The 15,787-nt window shown below is 52.5% G+C and carries 12 protein-coding genes; 2 read left to right on the top strand and 10 right to left on the bottom strand.

Features of this window, described 5'->3' with window-relative positions:
* Nucleotides 1-95: 95 nt before the first annotated feature.
* From M3194_RS24020 to M3194_RS23980, 9 genes are all read right to left on the bottom strand, one after another.
* On the bottom strand, nucleotides 96-1,487 hold the full coding sequence (locus tag M3194_RS24020; protein ID WP_251656618.1) for a glycoside hydrolase family 30 protein: 1,392 nt from the start codon (nucleotides 1,485-1,487) through the stop codon (nucleotides 96-98).
* Nucleotides 1,488-1,513: 26 nt separating this feature from the next.
* Nucleotides 1,514-2,959, bottom strand: coding sequence for a glycoside hydrolase family 30 protein (locus M3194_RS24015; RefSeq protein ID WP_251656617.1), 1,446 nt, complete (start codon nucleotides 2,957-2,959; stop codon nucleotides 1,514-1,516).
* Nucleotides 2,946-4,925, bottom strand: a complete 1,980-nt coding sequence (locus tag M3194_RS24010) for a glycoside hydrolase family 2 TIM barrel-domain containing protein (RefSeq protein ID WP_251656616.1) — start codon at nucleotides 4,923-4,925, stop codon at nucleotides 2,946-2,948. Before M3194_RS24010 ends, M3194_RS24015 begins: the two co-directional genes overlap by 14 nt.
* A gap of 111 nt (nucleotides 4,926-5,036) precedes the next feature.
* Nucleotides 5,037-6,635 (bottom strand): extracellular solute-binding protein, encoded by a 1,599-nt coding sequence (locus M3194_RS24005; protein WP_251656615.1) that lies wholly within the window; start codon nucleotides 6,633-6,635, stop codon nucleotides 5,037-5,039.
* 60 nt (nucleotides 6,636-6,695) lie between these two features.
* Nucleotides 6,696-7,583 carry a carbohydrate ABC transporter permease gene (locus M3194_RS24000; RefSeq protein WP_251656614.1) on the bottom strand — a complete coding sequence of 296 codons (888 nt, stop codon included), beginning with the start codon at nucleotides 7,581-7,583 and terminating at the stop codon, nucleotides 6,696-6,698.
* Between the two features lie 12 nt (nucleotides 7,584-7,595).
* Nucleotides 7,596-8,507, bottom strand: a complete 912-nt coding sequence (locus M3194_RS23995; protein WP_251656613.1) for an ABC transporter permease — start codon at nucleotides 8,505-8,507, stop codon at nucleotides 7,596-7,598.
* 74 nt (nucleotides 8,508-8,581) lie between these two features.
* Nucleotides 8,582-9,622 (bottom strand): LacI family DNA-binding transcriptional regulator, encoded by a 1,041-nt coding sequence (locus tag M3194_RS23990; protein WP_251656612.1) that lies wholly within the window; start codon nucleotides 9,620-9,622, stop codon nucleotides 8,582-8,584.
* 318 nt (nucleotides 9,623-9,940) lie between these two features.
* Complete coding sequence (locus M3194_RS23985; protein WP_251656611.1) at nucleotides 9,941-10,951, bottom strand: LacI family DNA-binding transcriptional regulator; 1,011 nt, start codon at nucleotides 10,949-10,951, stop codon at nucleotides 9,941-9,943.
* Nucleotides 10,952-11,446: 495 nt separating this feature from the next.
* Nucleotides 11,447-11,995, bottom strand: a complete 549-nt coding sequence (locus tag M3194_RS23980; RefSeq protein WP_251656610.1) for a hypothetical protein — start codon at nucleotides 11,993-11,995, stop codon at nucleotides 11,447-11,449.
* A 97-nt stretch (nucleotides 11,996-12,092) separates the two neighbouring features.
* Between M3194_RS23980 and ilvA the strand changes: the two genes are divergently transcribed.
* Nucleotides 12,093-13,361: a threonine ammonia-lyase IlvA gene (ilvA, locus tag M3194_RS23975; protein ID WP_251656608.1), complete on the top strand. Its 1,269-nt coding sequence runs from the start codon at nucleotides 12,093-12,095 to the stop codon at nucleotides 13,359-13,361.
* A gap of 45 nt (nucleotides 13,362-13,406) precedes the next feature.
* On the opposite strand, the gene M3194_RS23970 is transcribed toward ilvA, so the two are convergent.
* On the bottom strand, nucleotides 13,407-14,387 hold the full coding sequence (locus M3194_RS23970; RefSeq protein WP_251656631.1) for an aldo/keto reductase: 981 nt from the start codon (nucleotides 14,385-14,387) through the stop codon (nucleotides 13,407-13,409).
* A 178-nt stretch (nucleotides 14,388-14,565) separates the two neighbouring features.
* On the opposite strand from M3194_RS23970, the gene M3194_RS23965 reads away from it, so the two are divergent.
* Nucleotides 14,566-15,765, top strand: coding sequence for a diglucosyl diacylglycerol synthase (locus M3194_RS23965; RefSeq protein ID WP_251656606.1), 1,200 nt, complete (start codon nucleotides 14,566-14,568; stop codon nucleotides 15,763-15,765).
* The last annotated feature ends 22 nt before the right edge of the window (nucleotides 15,766-15,787 follow it).

Below are 15,787 nucleotides of genomic sequence, written 5' to 3'. Positions count from 1 at the left end.
GGGTTCGGGGTTCGGGGTTCGGGGTTCGGGGCGAACCCCGCGCTGCCATCGTCCATGCAAAAAAAAACCGAGCATCATGCTCGGTTTCTAATGTTCTACCAGCGGTATGTGCCAACCGTTCCGGCCGGTAGCACGGCTTCGAACTGCTTGCCTTCGCACAACACGCGGAATGGCTGCTCGACCTCCGTCTGGTTAATCGCAACCATGACGATGCTGCCGTCCGGATTGCGGAACGCGACGTTGGTCACCGTGTCCGGCGAGCCGCAGGTGCTGCCGATCCGGTATGCGCCGCGCTCGACGAAACGGGAGTACTGCGCCAGCAGGTTGAACTCCGGCGTGCGCCAGAAGCGGTTAGGCTCCGCGGCATCCTGCACGAGCATCGTTGGTCCCGGCTGACCCAGCCATTGATGCGTGCCAATCTTGCTGTCCAGCATCGTCACCCACGCATTGTAGCTGCAAGCATAGTTGCGGAAGTATTGCGCCATCCGGTCTGCGCCCGCAGTCCCCCACAGCGAACGCTCGGTCAAATAGATCGGCTTCTCCGGATAAGCCGCATGAATCTCGCTCATGACCTCCGGCGAGCCGTCATAGTCGTGAAGCGCGATGCCGTCAACAACCTCATAGCCTGCCGGGTCATTCAGAATTGGCGTGACATAACCCATCGCGTCCGCAAAGTTATGGTCGAAGATCCACAGCTTGGTCGCAAGACCGTGTTCCTCGAATTCGCGCTTTAGCGCAATCGCCAGCTCGCGCTGCCGCTCCGGCGACATGTAGCAGCTAGGGTAGTCGGTCTCGAGCAGAGGCTCGTTTTGCATCGTCATCGCGCAGACCGGAATCCCAAGCTCCTCGTACGCCTGAATCGCCAGACGGTAATATCTCGCCAATGCTTCGGTATACTCCGCGCCTTCCTTTAGGCTTCCCCGCTTCAAGTCGCCATTTGTCTTCATCCAGGCCGGCGGACTCCACGGCGAAGCAAAAATCTTCGCGTCAGGCACAGCCGCGAGCAGCGCTTGCACAGTCTCCACAATCGACAGGTCGATATCCTTCCGAATAGAGAACCGCTTCATCTCGAAGTCGGTCTCCCCTTCAGGAAGATCATTATACGTATAGAACGGCTGCGCCGTGAAATCCGAAGTCCCAATCGAGATACGGAACAGATTAAACCCAAGGCCGTCCTTCTTGTCGGCGAGGTGCCGAATAAAGTCAGCCCGCGTTTCCTGATCCATTTTGATCAGATTGTTAATCGTTGTTTCTTCGACCGAAGTGCCGATACCCAGCATCTGCTGATACGTATGGGCAGGCGTTACAAGAATCGTTATCAGACTCGAGACAGAAGGAGCGGTTAACGCGAGCTTCGGCTGCAAGCTTAAGGCATATGCAGGTTCTGCAGGCCCTTCGAACCAACGGGTATTCCCCGGCGTCATCTCCGAGCTGAGCCATGCTTCAACTTCCTTCGTCGTTACTGCAGGGTTAAGTATTGTAGTCATTCCGTGTCCTCCTCTATCACTATCGATTATTTGCTGTCTGTTTCAGGCCATACAAAGGTTGCCGCGGCGCCTGCGGGCATGGCGTAGGCAAACGATTTGCCGCCGAGCTTCACCTTCAGCTCCCTCTCCGCATCAGCCGCATTAAGCGCGACCAGGACGATGGAGCCGTCAGGGTTCTTGAAGGCCACCTGCTCGATCTCCCCGCTCACCGATTCGCCGGATTCAATCCGGTAAGCACCGGATTTCACGAATTTGCTGGCATGGCCAAACGAATAATATTCCGAGTTAAACGTCACTTCTCCCGAGCCTTGGTTAATCGCGACGACACCCATGCAATCCTTGCAGCCGCCAATCGTTGGTCCATAGTTCTCGTCCAGCGCAAGATTCCACTTCAGGACTACCTTCGACCAGTTGCGGGTTGCGCCGATAATAAGGTTCTCCATATCCCATTTCAGATTGCCGCCAAAATCCGTGGACCAAGCCCCGCCGCTGCTCTCCGTGAAATAGAGATTCTTATCCGGATAAGCGTCATGCACCTGCGCCTGATTGCCGACTTCTCCCGCATAGCCGTGGAACGCCGTTCCGTCCACGTATTTCAGAGCATCGGGATCGTTCAGAATCGTCAGCGGATAATACGGCTCATCCCAGTTATGATCCCAGACGACAATCTTGGACTTGATATCGTTCTTCTCAAAAGCAGGACCGATATATTTCTTGATCAGCTCCGCCTGCTGGAGCGGATCCATTCGCATGCCCGGATAGTCCTCCGGCGTATAATGCGGTTCGTTCTGAAGCGTAATCGCGTCAAACGGCACCCCTTCAGCCTCGTAAGCCTGAACCATCTTCACGAAATAATTCGCAAACGGCTCATAGGCTTCCGGCTTGAGGCTCCCGCCAATAACGGAATCGCTCGTCTTCATCCAGCCCGGCGCGCTCCACGGACTTCCCATCAGCTTCAAATCCGGGTTAATGGCAAGAGCCTGCAGAAGCGTCGGAATGATATATTCCTTGTCGTGATCGATGGAGAAGTTCTTCAGCTCCGGATCGCTCTGACCGGGAGGCATATCGTCAAAGGTGTAGCTCTTCACGGCAAAATCCGATGCGCCAAGCGGAACGCGCATATAACTGAGGCCAATTCCCGCTTCATGATCAAACAGCTTGTTCATCAGCTCTTGCCGCTGCTCGTCGTTCAGCTTATTGGCAATCAGCCACGCCGAGGAATCCGTGAGCGATGCGCCAAAGCCGACCATTTGCTGATAGACTGTCTGCTCGTCAATGGAGATCGCATTCTCGCCTGTCCCCTTCGCCTTCGTCAGCTTCAGGCCCTCCTCCTGGTGCAGCAGCTTGCTCTGATCCTTCGTTGTCAGCCATACCTGAACCTCGCCTTGGCCACCCGAATTCCCGCTGCTGCAGGCTGCAGTCAGCAAGGTGACCAGCAAAGCGGGAAGCAGGATTGCGCTAAAGCTTTTCATGAACAGCCTCCTCCAGCTTGCGGCCAAAGCCGCCATTAGGCTGGGTAATCACTCCGTAATCGCGGCGGATAAGCGAAGCGACCGGCTTCTCGGTCTTGCGGTCCATATGAATAATGCCAAACGTATCGATCCAGTTATTGTGGTTCACATACCAGTCATACAGAATCCAGAAGTCGATCCCGGCGACATAGCCGTCCGGATTCGCCTCGCCCTCCGCACTCAAGGTTCCCTTTTCCATCAAAGCCCGCATCGTCTCTTCATAGGTAACGACCTGCTCGCCTTCGTTGCCGCCGGAGGACCAATTCCCGAATTCCGTGTTCAGAATCGGCTTGTCGGGAAAGCTGCGATTGGCCTCCTCAAGGAATTTCTTCGTTCCTTCGTAGTACGTTCCGCCATGGAAAATACCAAAGTACATTGTCCAAGCCGCCACATCCAGCGGTGCCATCGAAGGATCATGCGGCCCCGGCTGATCGGCTGCGGAGCTTTGCGTTAACAGGCGGCCATCGTTGTAGTTCTCTCTCAAATCCCGCACGAGGCGTTCATTATAAGCAAGGCGCTGCCAGACGTCCTTGGACTCGTTCTGCGTGCTCCACATGAGGACCGATGGACGGTTGTACTGGGAGAACACCATCTCCCGCCACATCTGATCGGCAAGACGCTTCTCGCTTTGCGCTTCATAATGCTCGGTCTCGAACTGCCACAGCGGAATTTCGCTCATTGCCATCAGCCCCATCCGGTCCAGCAGCAGATACGTGTAGACATGATTCGGATAATGACCGGTTCTGACCATATTCACGTTCAGTGCCCGAATCTGCTCAAGATCCAAGCGAATCCTCCCCCAAGCCGCAGTCCGGCCCTTATCCGGCCATTCCTCATGACGGGCAATTCCGGCCATAAAGACGGACTGTTCATTTAGCAATATTTTCGTCTTATCGGTCCGCACGGTCCGGATGCCGAATTGAGTGCTGAACGAATCCTGCGCCAGCGTCTTGGTTCCTGCCGCCGTCAGTCTAAAGTTCGCCACATACAGATTCGGCTGCCAGACCGACCACAGCTTGGGATCGCGAACGGTTACCTCAAACGTCACAACCTTCACTTCGCCCGGCTGCAAGGTCAGTTCCCTGTTCAGCGGCTTATCCGTTATAGCCGGTACGCCAATAAGCGAGGAGGCGAGTGGAGAATCCAGGAAATTAGGCGCTTCCGGGTCTGCCTCCAGCAGACTGCCTTCCAGCCCTACCTGCACGGCATCGTTGCCGCGATTATGCAGGACAACCTTCGCGTCCAGCCTGCCGCTCACGTCCAACGGCACAACATCCGCCCGGACAATCGCCGCATGCGGGGTGATTTCGATATAGAGATCATGAATAATGCCCGTATAGTTGAAGAAGTCCGTTCCCGCTACAGCAGGAATCGTGTCGCTGCGGCTTCCCCACGGCGGATTATCAACGCGAATTCGGATCTCATTGTCCCCCGCCAGTAAGAGGTCCGTTAGATCAAAGGCAAACGGCGTAAAACCGCCTTCATGATAACCAATCCATTGCCCGTTCACCCAAATGTCCGCGACATAACTAATGGCTAGCGCCTTAAGCGTATAGGAGTAGCCTTCGTTTTTGCTTGCGATGGTGAACGCTCTCCGGTACCAGACACCGTCCTCGTACGTTTCCGCCGCTTTCGCTTCCGGCAATCCGGTTAACGTATTCTCCGGTGAAGGAACCGAATGGGGCAGCCAGGCCGACACGGCACCGCGTACGTAACCCCCTTCCCGGTTCTCCAGCTCGGCCAGCCAGCTTTCGCTGCGCGGCGCAAGCGAGAAATCGTGATCCATCGACAGGCGGCGCTTCTGCCACTCGCCGTTCAGGACGATTTGGGCTCTTGTCTGCGGTTCGAAGGAAGGCACCGGAATGCCGTTCTGGAACGGAATATTTGCGCCGTTAACAGCTAACAGCGTTAAGGTTGTTTTCAGCATGATGTCTCTCCTATCTCTCTTTTTGAGTATGAAAAAGGAGGATGAGGACAAATGCGCACGCCGATCCCTACGCATAGGTCACTTACATCCCCCTTGGTCATGCAAAGCCTATTATTTTATTCCTTGCGCATCAAAAGATTTGTTCGCTTGCTCTTGTACATATTTCAGTACATCGTTCACGCCGGCTGCTTCAAGCTGTTTGCGGTACGTCGCGATCGCCTTATCCACGTCCGGAACAAGACCCATCATCAGAGGCATGCCGTATTGTTGGATAACGGAGTTTACGGCCGCTTGCTGCGATTTCACCGGAGCGTAGTCCATGATCACTTGCGCAAAAATGTTTGGCTTGCTTTGCGATTTGAACTCTTCAAGCAAAGCGTCAAATCCGGACCAGCCGCCTGCTTGCTTCACGCGCTCCATCGACTCCACGCGGAAGCCCCAGCTGGCGATGCCATAGCCTTTGAAGTCTTTCGCAGCTACGCCGGCAGGAGGAGTAACGATGTGTTTGCCGTCTGCATCCATCGAGTAGTCCGTGCCTTCAAGGCCGTAGCTCATAAGATCATAGTATTTTGGATCCGTGCGCAATTTGTCCAGGACCATCAGGGAACGTTCCGCGTTTGGCGCGCTTTTCGGAATGGCCATCGCATTGTTAACCGACAGAGTAGGCATCGTCAGGTTTTGGAAGCGGCTGAACGGGAAGTAACCCAATTTGATGTCCGGGTTTGATTTCTCCATGCCAGTGATGAAGCCGCCCGCGCCTGGAGCATTACGCCAGTAAACAGCGCCTTGACCGGTTTTGATTGCGTCGCCGGCTTCTTTTTGGTCAGACAGCGTATCGGATTTCCAGAAGCCTTTTTGCGCCCAAGTCTTCATCTTTTTCGCCCACTCTTCGAACTCCGGAGTGAACGGGTAAGCTACGATGTCGCGCGGAGCATCGTAAGATTTGGATACGATGACGCCGCTGTCGCCGCCGATTTGCTGGTAGCCCTCGAAGGATTTGAACATCGTAAACACTTCGTTGTAAGCTTTGCCGTTGATTGGCGTGATGTTTTTGGATTTCTTGACGCCGTCCAGGTATGCCTCGATGGAGTCGAGGTTTGTGATCTCGGGAAGACCAAGCTCCTGTCTCCAGTCATCGCGGTATACGAGGCCGTCCGGCGTATATTCGGGATAAGTCGCCGGAACCGCGTAGATTTTATCGTTAACGGTTGCTTCCTTCCAATCTTGCTCGGAGATGTTGCTCCAAGCCTGCGGAGCATAGGTTGGCAAGAGATCATTCAGAGGCATGAAAGCGCCTTGGTTTGCGAATTTATAAAAGTCCGCCCATGAGGAAGCGAAAATCATGTCGATCTTCTCGCCGGAAGCAAGAAGCAGGTTATATTTCGTCTGCCAATCCGTCCAAGTCGTGAAGTTTAATTTAACAGTCGCGTTCAGGTCTTGCTCCAGCATTTTGTTCCATTCCGCAACAACCTTCTGTTGATCCGGAGCCGGATCGCCAACCAAATACCAGTTCAGTTCAACTTTCTTGGAAGTATCCGGCGTCTTCGCATCCGCAGCATTGGAACCTGCGTTTGCGCTTGCTTCCGTACCTTTGTTAGCACCTTCATTCGAGCTGTTCGAATTGTTGTTGGAACCGCATGCCGCAAGCATACTCGCCATAATAGCCGTCGAAACGAGCAGCGTGCCGACTGTTTTTATCTTTGTTTTCATGCTTGATGACTCCTCCTTTTATTTAGTGAACCTATATGTTAGCCGGCCTAATGTCCGGTTCTAACCTTTCACGGCCCCGATCGTCAGCCCTTTAACGAAGAAGCGCTGAACGAACGGATACAAGAATACGATAGGGCCCGTCGCGATAACGGCCGCTGCCATCTTGAGCGTCTCAGCCGGCGGCTGGAACGTAGGAGACAAATTGCCCGCCACGTTTGTCTTCAGCACGGCTGCGCTTGCGAGAATCTTGTACAGCAGGAATTGAAGCGGATAGTGGGATTCGCTCGTAATGAACAAGTTCGCCATGAACCAGTCGTTCCAATAGCCTAGTGCCATAAACAAGCCGATTGTGGCAAGGCCTGGACCGGACAGCGGCAGAATAAGCTTCAGGTAAATCGTAAACTCGCCTGCTCCGTCAATCTTGGCCGATTCAACGATCGAATCCGGTATCGACTTCATGAAGTTCTTCATCAGGATGATATTCCAGGCGCTAAGAAGCGTCGGAACGATTAAGGCCATGTAGGTGTCTTTCAAATCAAGATGCTTCGTAATCAGGATGTACCATGGAATCAGGCCGCCGCTGAACAGCGTCGTGAAGTAGATAAAGAACGACAGCTGATCCCGGTATTTGAAATCCTTGCGGGAGAGAACGAAGCCCGCCATGGAGGTTAAGAACAAGCCAACGGCCGTACCCGCCACCGTGATAAAGATCGTTACTTTGTAGCCTTCGAAAATTTGCTTCGGATTGCTGAAAGCCGCCTTATAGGCATCCAGGGAGAACGTTTCCGGAATGAGACTGAAGCCCTTGGATATGATCTGCATCTCCGGCGTGAAGGAGCCGGAGACGATGAGCAGGAATGGCAGCAGGCACAGCACGGTCAAGATGGTAATCAACACGTAACCAATGATGTTAAAGACGATTGTTGCTTTTTCCATTTTAATTTTCATGCCGATCCCCTCCTAGAACAGTGCGTAGTCCTTCTGCACCTTCCGAATAATGTAGTTAACCAGAATAATTAACACGAAGCCAAAGAGCGATTGATACAGACCGGCTGCCGTCCCCATGCCGATATCGAAGTTAACCGCAAGCGAACGATAAACGTAAGTATCGATGATATCCGTCGAGTTGTAGAGCATGCCGTTGTTGCCGATGATTTGATAGAACAGGTCGAACTGCCCTTTCAGAATGCCGCCGAGGCTGAGCAGGATAAGCAGAATGAACGTTGGCACAAGCAGCGGAAGCGTAATATGCCTAACCCGCTTGAAGATGTTTGCTCCGTCGATCTTGGCTGCTTCGTGGTATTCGTCGCTGACGCTCATAATCGCCGCCAGGTAGATTACCGTGCCGTAGCCAAGTCCCTTCCACACGTGGAAGAAGACGATAATGTACTTCCAAGGCGCCGTATGCATGTAGAAGTCATAGGTTTGGAGCCCCATCGACGTCAGCATCGTATTGACGACGCCGCTGTTCGAGAAAAGGTTAAATACGAAAGCGCCTACAAGGACAAACGAAACGAAGAACGGCAGGAACATAATGGACTGCGTCGACTTCTTGAACCATTTGCCCGGCAGCTCGCTGAGGAAGATTGCGCATGCCAGCTGCAGAATGTTGCTGATGATAATAAAGGCGATATTGTAGAGCACCGTATTCTTCGTCAGATTCCACAGAACGCCCGAGTTGAACAGAAACTCGAAGTTCTTGAAGCCGATGAATTCGCCTCCGAAGAGTCCTCCGTCAAAGCTGAACCGGGTGAACGCGTAGTAGACCCCCACCATCGGAACGTAGGAAAAGACTATAAAGAATAACAAAGCAGGCGCAATCATGAGGAACAAAATTCGATTCCGTACGAGCTCCTGGAAAAAACCTTTCATACCGGCATTCCTCCGTGACATCAAAATAAACATAAATGTAATCGATTTCTTTTTACTGCATTAAAAAAGCCTTCTTACAAGGCTTCCGCGCTGCCGTTCCCCGGGTTTCTGTTAAATACCGACGATTCCCGGATAAGCAGCTTGGACTCTACCTTAAAAATCCGTCTGTCCTTAAACTCATTGTTGTTCATCTGGTCAATCAGCTTCTCCGTGAGCAGCGCCCCCATCGTGTATTTCGGCTGATCAACGGTGCTGAGCCGCGGCACAATGTACTTCGTGAGCCTGATGTTATCAACGCCCACAATCGCCAAATGCTGCGGAACCTGAATCGATAACTGCTGGCACGCTTTGTACACGCCTAAGGCCATCTCGTCGTTAGCGGTAAAGATTGCCGTGAAATCCGCATTCTTCTCGCGCAGCCGCAGGAAGCTGAGGTAACCGCCGTCTTCGTTGAAATCTCCGTTATCGATGAGATCCGGGATAAACGGCATCCCCGCGTCTCGAAGCGCTTTCATATAACCTTCAAGACGTTCGTAGCTGTCGATCGCATCCGCATATCCGCTCAGGAACGCGATCCTCTCGTGCCCCTGCTCGATCAGATGATTCACGACATCCCTGGCCAGCTTCACGTTATCGGTGAAGGCGCAGGGAATTTGCTCATGGTCAATGTTCCTTCCGATTACGCCTACGCTGTAGCCGTCTTCGACCAGCCCGATGATTTCCTTATTTGTCATCTCGGGGGTAACGAAGATCATGCCGTCAACGGTTCTGTTCTGCAGCAGGGAGACATATTCAAGCTCCTTCTGCTTCTTGTTCTGCGCATCACAGATAATCACGTTGTAGTCGAGAGAGTTTGCCATATTCTCGATGCCTTTAATAATCTCCGCGAAATAAGAGACTTGAATGTCCGCGACAACAACGCCAATCTTCATTGTTTTCTTGGACCGCAGGTTCTTGGCCATCGCATTTGGCGTGTAGTTCATCTCCTGAATGGCTTCGAGCACCCGCGTCTTCGTCTTCTCGCTGACCAACTCGCTACGATTCAGCACTCTGGATACCGTTGCCACGGATACCTTCGCCCGGTTTGCTACGTCAATGATCTTGCTATCATTCATTGCATCACTTTCTTTTTGCCTGACTTATATACACAGATATTAGCATGGACTGAAATCGATTTCAATAACATTTTTCAAAGTTTGTCCGTGTTTTTTAGAGAATTGGCCAAAAACCGCGTGGATACGGGCTTTCTGGTGTTCTAAGAACTGATGAAGACATGCAAGACTTTGTGAAATCGATAACATAATGCTGCGAAAAATGATCTGTTTACATCGTAAATGAAGGAATTCCCCGTATTTATGCTCTCCGATTACATTCGCAACGCATTCCGGCGAAAAAAAAAGAAACTGCCCGCGGCAGTCTCTTCTCTCTTACCTCTATTTACGTTTATAGCTGGATGATTCTCTTATAATTAACCTGGACTCGATCACATGCTTCTTCTGCGCGCTCTGCTCATTGCCGTTCATCTGGGCGATCAGATTCTCGGTCAGCTGGGCTCCCATCTCATACTTCGGCTGTTCGACGGTACTTAGAGACGGCAGCAAATATTCCGTAATCCGGTTATTGTCGACGCCAACGACCGCCATATCCTCCGGAATGCGGATGCCTCTCTCCCGGCAGGCACGGTATACGCCAAGCGCCATCTCGTCATTGGCTGCATAGACGGCCGTGAAGGACTGATTGCGCTCATACAAACGGCAGAACGCCTGATAACCGCCGGTCTCCTCGAAATCACCGTTATCAATGAGGGACGGCAGAAACGGAATCTTCCCTTCCTTCAGCGCTTTCATATAGCCTTCCATCCGCTCATAGTTCTCCAAGGAATCCGAATAACCGCCGATATAGGCAATCTGCTGATGTCCTTGCTCGACCAGATGACGCACCGCTTCATTCGAGAATTTCACGTTGTCGGTCTTGCAGCTCAATATATTCTCATGCACAACCGCACGTCCAACCACCCCAATGACGTAGCCCTTTTGAACATACTCATTAATGGTATCGTCACTGACGCGAGGCGTAACCAAAATCATGCCGTCCACCGTCTTGTCCGGCAGCAGACCCAGATACTCCATCTCCTTCTCGATCTGGTTGTCCGAGTCGCAGATAAGCACTTTATATTTATGGGCGTACGCCTTATTCTCAATGCCTTTAATAATCTCGGAGAAATAAGATACGTTAATATCCGGAACGATAATGCCAAGCGTCATCGTCCGTTGGGAACGCAGATGCTTGGCTGCCGCATTCGGATGATAATCCATCTCCTCGATGGCTTTGAGCACCTTAATTTTCGTTTTCTCCGATACAAGACTGCTCTCGTTCAACACCCGCGATACCGTAGCGGCGGATACGCCTGCCCGCTTCGCAACATCCACTATTTTTTTGTCCACGATATGATCCCTTACCGTAACGTTTTTTCTCATTATATGAGTAAATTCTACCAAGTTCAACATATGGATTGCATATCATGATAACTTCAACATTATTACCCAGTATTTAACTTTTATGATATACTCCTGTTGTTACATTAGCGGTTTTAACTACAATAAAGGGGAATATGACCTTGCAAGCAAAATCAAAAAAAACCTTGCTATACCTTATCATTACGGGAGTGGTCGTCTGGCTGCTCGGGACGGTCTCAAGCGTAATTTACTTTTTCAAAGTCATAAATAATTCTGATAGATTCACTGATTTTTACTACACGGAGCCAAGCCCGGCACCCCTGTTTATCTTTGGATTCCTCTCCAGTCTAGGCTTCTTGTTAGCCGTCGTCTCGGGGATTATATACCTTGCTTTATATATCGCTTCGCAGCGCGCGAATAACGGCCAATCGTTATAAGAAAGATGACTTCTGCACTTCAGGAGTCATCTTTTTTTTGAGCCCGCTACAGCCGGAGCTGAAGTCGTATCCTAATCTGTTTGTCCTGAAACTGTATATCGCGGATCGCAATCAGGCTCGGGAGCTCAATCGGGACAACAATCCGGTCCAGACGCTTCCGCCCCAGATCATAATCCTTGACGGTCAAGGATAAAGGCTCAAGGATAAGATTGGGTGCCTGCCAGGTCATCTTATACGTGGCCAGCATGCCAAGCGGCAGGATATTGCGGTACGTCATATTCAGATGGGCAATCAGCTTGTCGCCGCCAAGCTCAAAGCGCGCTCCGTCAAGCGTGGTGTCCGGCGGCAATGATCCCGAGCCTCCGCTTTGCAGCTGGCTTTTGATCAAATTGTTCACGTCCGCTTCGGACAGCACGATCTCCGGCTTGAGCGTCTGTATCATCTGAGCGGCTTTATCCTTTATCGAGACGGGATCATATGCTAAATTAAGCTTCTCGGATGGGGCCACATACGATTTGAGCCATAGGCCCCCGCCTACGGCAACGGCAGCCAGCAGGAGGACGATAATAATCGACCATTTCAACAATCGGAACATAATACCTCCCCCTTTTCTCCTACATAAAAACAAAGATAGTGCTATAATGAATCATCAATGTTTGTCGAATTGCGACTATTAATGAGGTGACTTTATTATGGAATACCCATCATCCTATTCCACCAAGATCGGACTAGAAGATATCGTTCATGCACAAATGCATCTTAAGGATGTTATTACCCGCACACCTTTACAATATAACCGCGTACTCTCCGAACGCTACGGCTGTAACGTCTACCTGAAGCGCGAGGATCTGCAGATCGTCCGTTCGTTCAAAATCCGGGGCGCTTACCATCTGATGCGCTCTATGGCACCCGAACGTCTCGCAGCAGGCGTCGTCTGCGCAAGCGCGGGCAATCATGCGCAAGGAGTTGCTTACTCCTGCCAGGCTCTTGGCGTGCAGGGAAAAATCTATATGCCAAGCACAACGCCGCGGCAAAAGGTGAACCAGGTCTCCTTCTTCGGCGGCGATTTTGTCGAGGTCATTCTGACCGGCGATACGTTTGACGATGCTTACGCCGAAGCTGTTGCCGAAAGCGCACGCAGCGGCATGGCTTTCATTCATCCATTCGACGATCCGAAGATCATCGCGGGCAACGGAACCGTTGGCCAGGAGCTGATGGAAGCGGCTGAGACCGTACCGGATTATGTGCTGGCTTCCGTCGGCGGCGGCGGTCTGGTAGCAGGCATCGCATCTTACGTGAAGACCGTCTCTCCCCAAACGAAGGTTATCGGCGTAGAGCCGGAAGGCGCGCCGTCGCTCCGCCTCTCTCTTGATGCCGGCGAAGTGACGCCGCTCGAGCATATCGACAAATTCGTGGACGGCGCTGCCGTCAAACGGATTGGCGACATGACCTTTGCGATCTGCCGCGAGCTGCTCGACGACGTACGGACCGTTCCCGAAGGCAAGATCTGCACGACGCTGCTTGATTTGTACAACGAGAACGCGATCGTTGCCGAGCCTGCCGGCGCATTGCCGATTGCCGCGCTGGATATGCTCCGCGACGAGATTGCGGGCAAGACGGTTGTCTGCATCATCAGCGGCGGCAACAACGACGTCGACCGGATGCAGGAAATCAAAGAGCGCTCGCTCATCTATGAAGGACTGAAGCATTATTTCATGCTTAGCTTTCCACAGCGAGCCGGAGCGCTCCGAGAATTCCTCGATGATGTCCTTGGTCCAAATGACGATATTACCCGCTTCGAGTATACGAAGAAGCATAATAAAGACAACGGACCTGCCCTTGTCGGCGTTGAGCTCAAGCAGCGCGAGGACTACGCGCCGCTTATCGGGCGGATGCAGAAGAAAGGCTTCCAGTTCGTTGAACTGAACAAGGATCCCGTCCTCTTTAATATTCTTATCTAATTTATGATTCCATTACGGCGCGCCGACGGCTTACCGCTTGAGAAATTACCAAGCGTAGGCTTTCGGCGCGTCTGCGCCTGGACCCGGGAAAATCTCGTCGATGCGTTTCAGCGTCGACTCGTCAAGCGCCAATTCAACCGCGCGCAGCGAACGCTCGAACTGCTCAAGCGTGCGTACCCCGATAATCGGTGCCGTAACCGCCGGATTCGCAAGCAGCCATGCCAGCGAGACCAGATCCTCCGATTCGCCCAGCTCATCGCAAAATGCCCCGTAAGCATCCAGCTGATGTTTTACTTTCGCGAAGTTCTCATTGTTCTCTCCGCTCCTTCTGCCCGAACCGCCGCGGCGGTGGCTGCCGGATAAGAGACCTCCATCAAGCGGGCTCCATGGAATAACGCCAAGACCAAGCGCCTTCGAAGCCGGCAGAACCTCCAGCTCCGGCAGACGGCAGAGCAGGTTGTATTTGTGCTGCTCGGAGACAAGACCGAGTACGCCTCTCGCCTTCGCTTCCCCTTGCGCGACCGCAATATCCCAGCCCGCAAAGTTGCTCGACCCTACATAGCCGATTTTGCCTTGGTGAACCGCCGTCTCGAAAGCTCCCCACAGCTCATTCCAGTTCACGCTCCGGTCAACGTGATGCATCTGGTACAGCTCGATATGATCCGTTTGAAGACGGCGCAGCGAGCCTTCAAGATGACGGCGAATTTTATAGGCAGAAAGACCTGCTTCGCGGTTTGGACCGTCATAAGCATCATGCATGTCGCCGTATACTTTGGTAGCGAGCACCGTTTTCTCGCGACGGCCGCCGCCTTGAGCAAACCATTGTCCGATAATCTCTTCCGTTCGGCCGGAATTCTCGCCCCAGCCGTAAATATTCGCGGTATCAAAAAAATTAATGCCTGCGTCAAGCGCTGCATCCATAATGCGGAATGCTTCCTTCTCATCCGTATCCACGCCAAAATTCATCGTTCCCAGGCAAAGCCGGCTCACACGAAGGCCAGATTGGCCCAAATAGGTGTACTTCATCTCCCGATTCACTCCCACTTGTGAGTTTTCCCTGTACTTGCTCGCATCAATCCAAGGAAAATCTCAGATCAAATTTTTGGATACATGTCCCATTATACAAAATTAACATGACGGAACCAACTCGATCACAATGCGTTTACATTGATCCGCTATACTTGCGGCAGGAGGTGTGCATCCATTGGTTCGTTATTCTAACAGCCATCAGCCTAAGGTGCTGATTTTGTATGCTTCGTACGGAGAAGGTCATCTGCAGGCTGCCAAAGCCATCCGAGACGCCTTGGAGGAACAGGGCAACCACAGGACCGTCATGGTCGATCTCATGGCCGAATCTCACCCCTGGCTGAACGAGATGACCAGGCGCGTGTATCTGAAAAGCTATACGCATATTCCTCATTTGTATGGCTGGGTATACGATATGACCCGCCCGATGAAGCATAACTCCTTGTTTGGCGGATTCCTTCACTCCTTTGGCCGCGACAAAATCAGAAAGCTGCTACAGAAAGAACAGCCCGATGCGGTGATACATACTTTCCCTTTCTTCGCGCTGCCCGCCCTTCACCGCCGCCGGCATAATAAGAAGACGATTCACCCTCAGCTCGCCATTCCTACCTACACCGTTATTACCGACTTTGACCTGCACCGCCGATGGGTACATCCCGGCATCGGCCATTACTTCGTCGCGACCGATGATTTGAAGCAAGAGCTGGGCTCGCTCAGCATTCACCCGGGACGCGTCACCGTAAGCGGGATCCCGCTTGGACGGGGCTTCCGCGGCACTCTTCTTCCTTCCTTTGAGCTATACGAGAAATATGGACTATCCCCCGAAAAGCCCGTCATCCTGCTAATGCCCGGGGCGCAAGGCGTTATGCCCGACTGCGACGAGATGTGCCGCCTGCTGCTGGAACAGCTCCCGGATGCGCAGATTGCTCTGGTATGCGGGCGCAACAGCTTGTTGAAATCTTCTATAGCAGAGCAATTCGAACAGCATGAAGGGGCGGGGCGCCTCCATCTGTTTGGTTTTGTCGAGCAGGTTCACGAGCTGATGTCGCTTGCTACCTGCCTCGTCTCCAAGCCCGGCGGCGTTACGCTCGCGGAAGCCATTTATGCCGGCTTGCCGTTATTCCTCTACAGGCCGGTGCCCGGCCAGGAGAAAAAGAACGCCCGTTATCTAAAGTCCAAAGATGCCGCCAGCATCGCTTATGATCCCGAAGAGCTGGCAGCTGCCATTATCAAGCTGGTTCATAATCCCGAGCAGCTGCAGCGCAGCAGAATGGCCGTGCAGCGTCTTCAGACCGAAGATGCGGCAGCGGACAGCATTGCCCATCATATTTTGCAGGAATGCGGTTGGAATGCAAAATTTGGTCAACGCTATAGCTAAGGGTGATTTGCAAAGGGGCCTA

It is taken from the genome of Paenibacillus glycanilyticus, from assembly GCF_023715145.1.
GTDB classification, from domain to species: Bacteria; Bacillota; Bacilli; order Paenibacillales; family Paenibacillaceae; genus Pristimantibacillus; species Pristimantibacillus glycanilyticus_A.
This window is presented reverse-complemented; position numbering and strand designations above follow the sequence as displayed.

Bases quoted from the DNA above. Each gene is read 5' to 3' on its own strand.
- M3194_RS24020 (WP_251656618.1), bottom strand. From the start codon at position 1,487: ATGACTACAATACTTAACCCTGCAGTAACGACGAAGGAAGTTGAAGCA.
- M3194_RS24015 (WP_251656617.1), bottom strand. From the start codon at position 2,959: ATGAAAAGCTTTAGCGCAATCCTGCTTCCCGCTTTGCTGGTCACCTTG.
- M3194_RS24010 (WP_251656616.1), bottom strand. From the start codon at position 4,925: ATGCTGAAAACAACCTTAACGCTGTTAGCTGTTAACGGCGCAAATATT.
- M3194_RS24005 (WP_251656615.1), bottom strand. From the start codon at position 6,635: ATGAAAACAAAGATAAAAACAGTCGGCACGCTGCTCGTTTCGACGGCT.
- M3194_RS24000 (WP_251656614.1), bottom strand. From the start codon at position 7,583: ATGAAAATTAAAATGGAAAAAGCAACAATCGTCTTTAACATCATTGGT.
- M3194_RS23995 (WP_251656613.1), bottom strand. From the start codon at position 8,507: ATGAAAGGTTTTTTCCAGGAGCTCGTACGGAATCGAATTTTGTTCCTC.
- M3194_RS23990 (WP_251656612.1), bottom strand. From the start codon at position 9,622: ATGAATGATAGCAAGATCATTGACGTAGCAAACCGGGCGAAGGTATCC.
- M3194_RS23980 (WP_251656610.1), bottom strand. From the start codon at position 11,995: ATGTTCCGATTGTTGAAATGGTCGATTATTATCGTCCTCCTGCTGGCT.
- ilvA (WP_251656608.1), top strand. From the start codon at position 12,093: ATGGAATACCCATCATCCTATTCCACCAAGATCGGACTAGAAGATATC.
- M3194_RS23970 (WP_251656631.1), bottom strand. From the start codon at position 14,387: ATGAAGTACACCTATTTGGGCCAATCTGGCCTTCGTGTGAGCCGGCTT.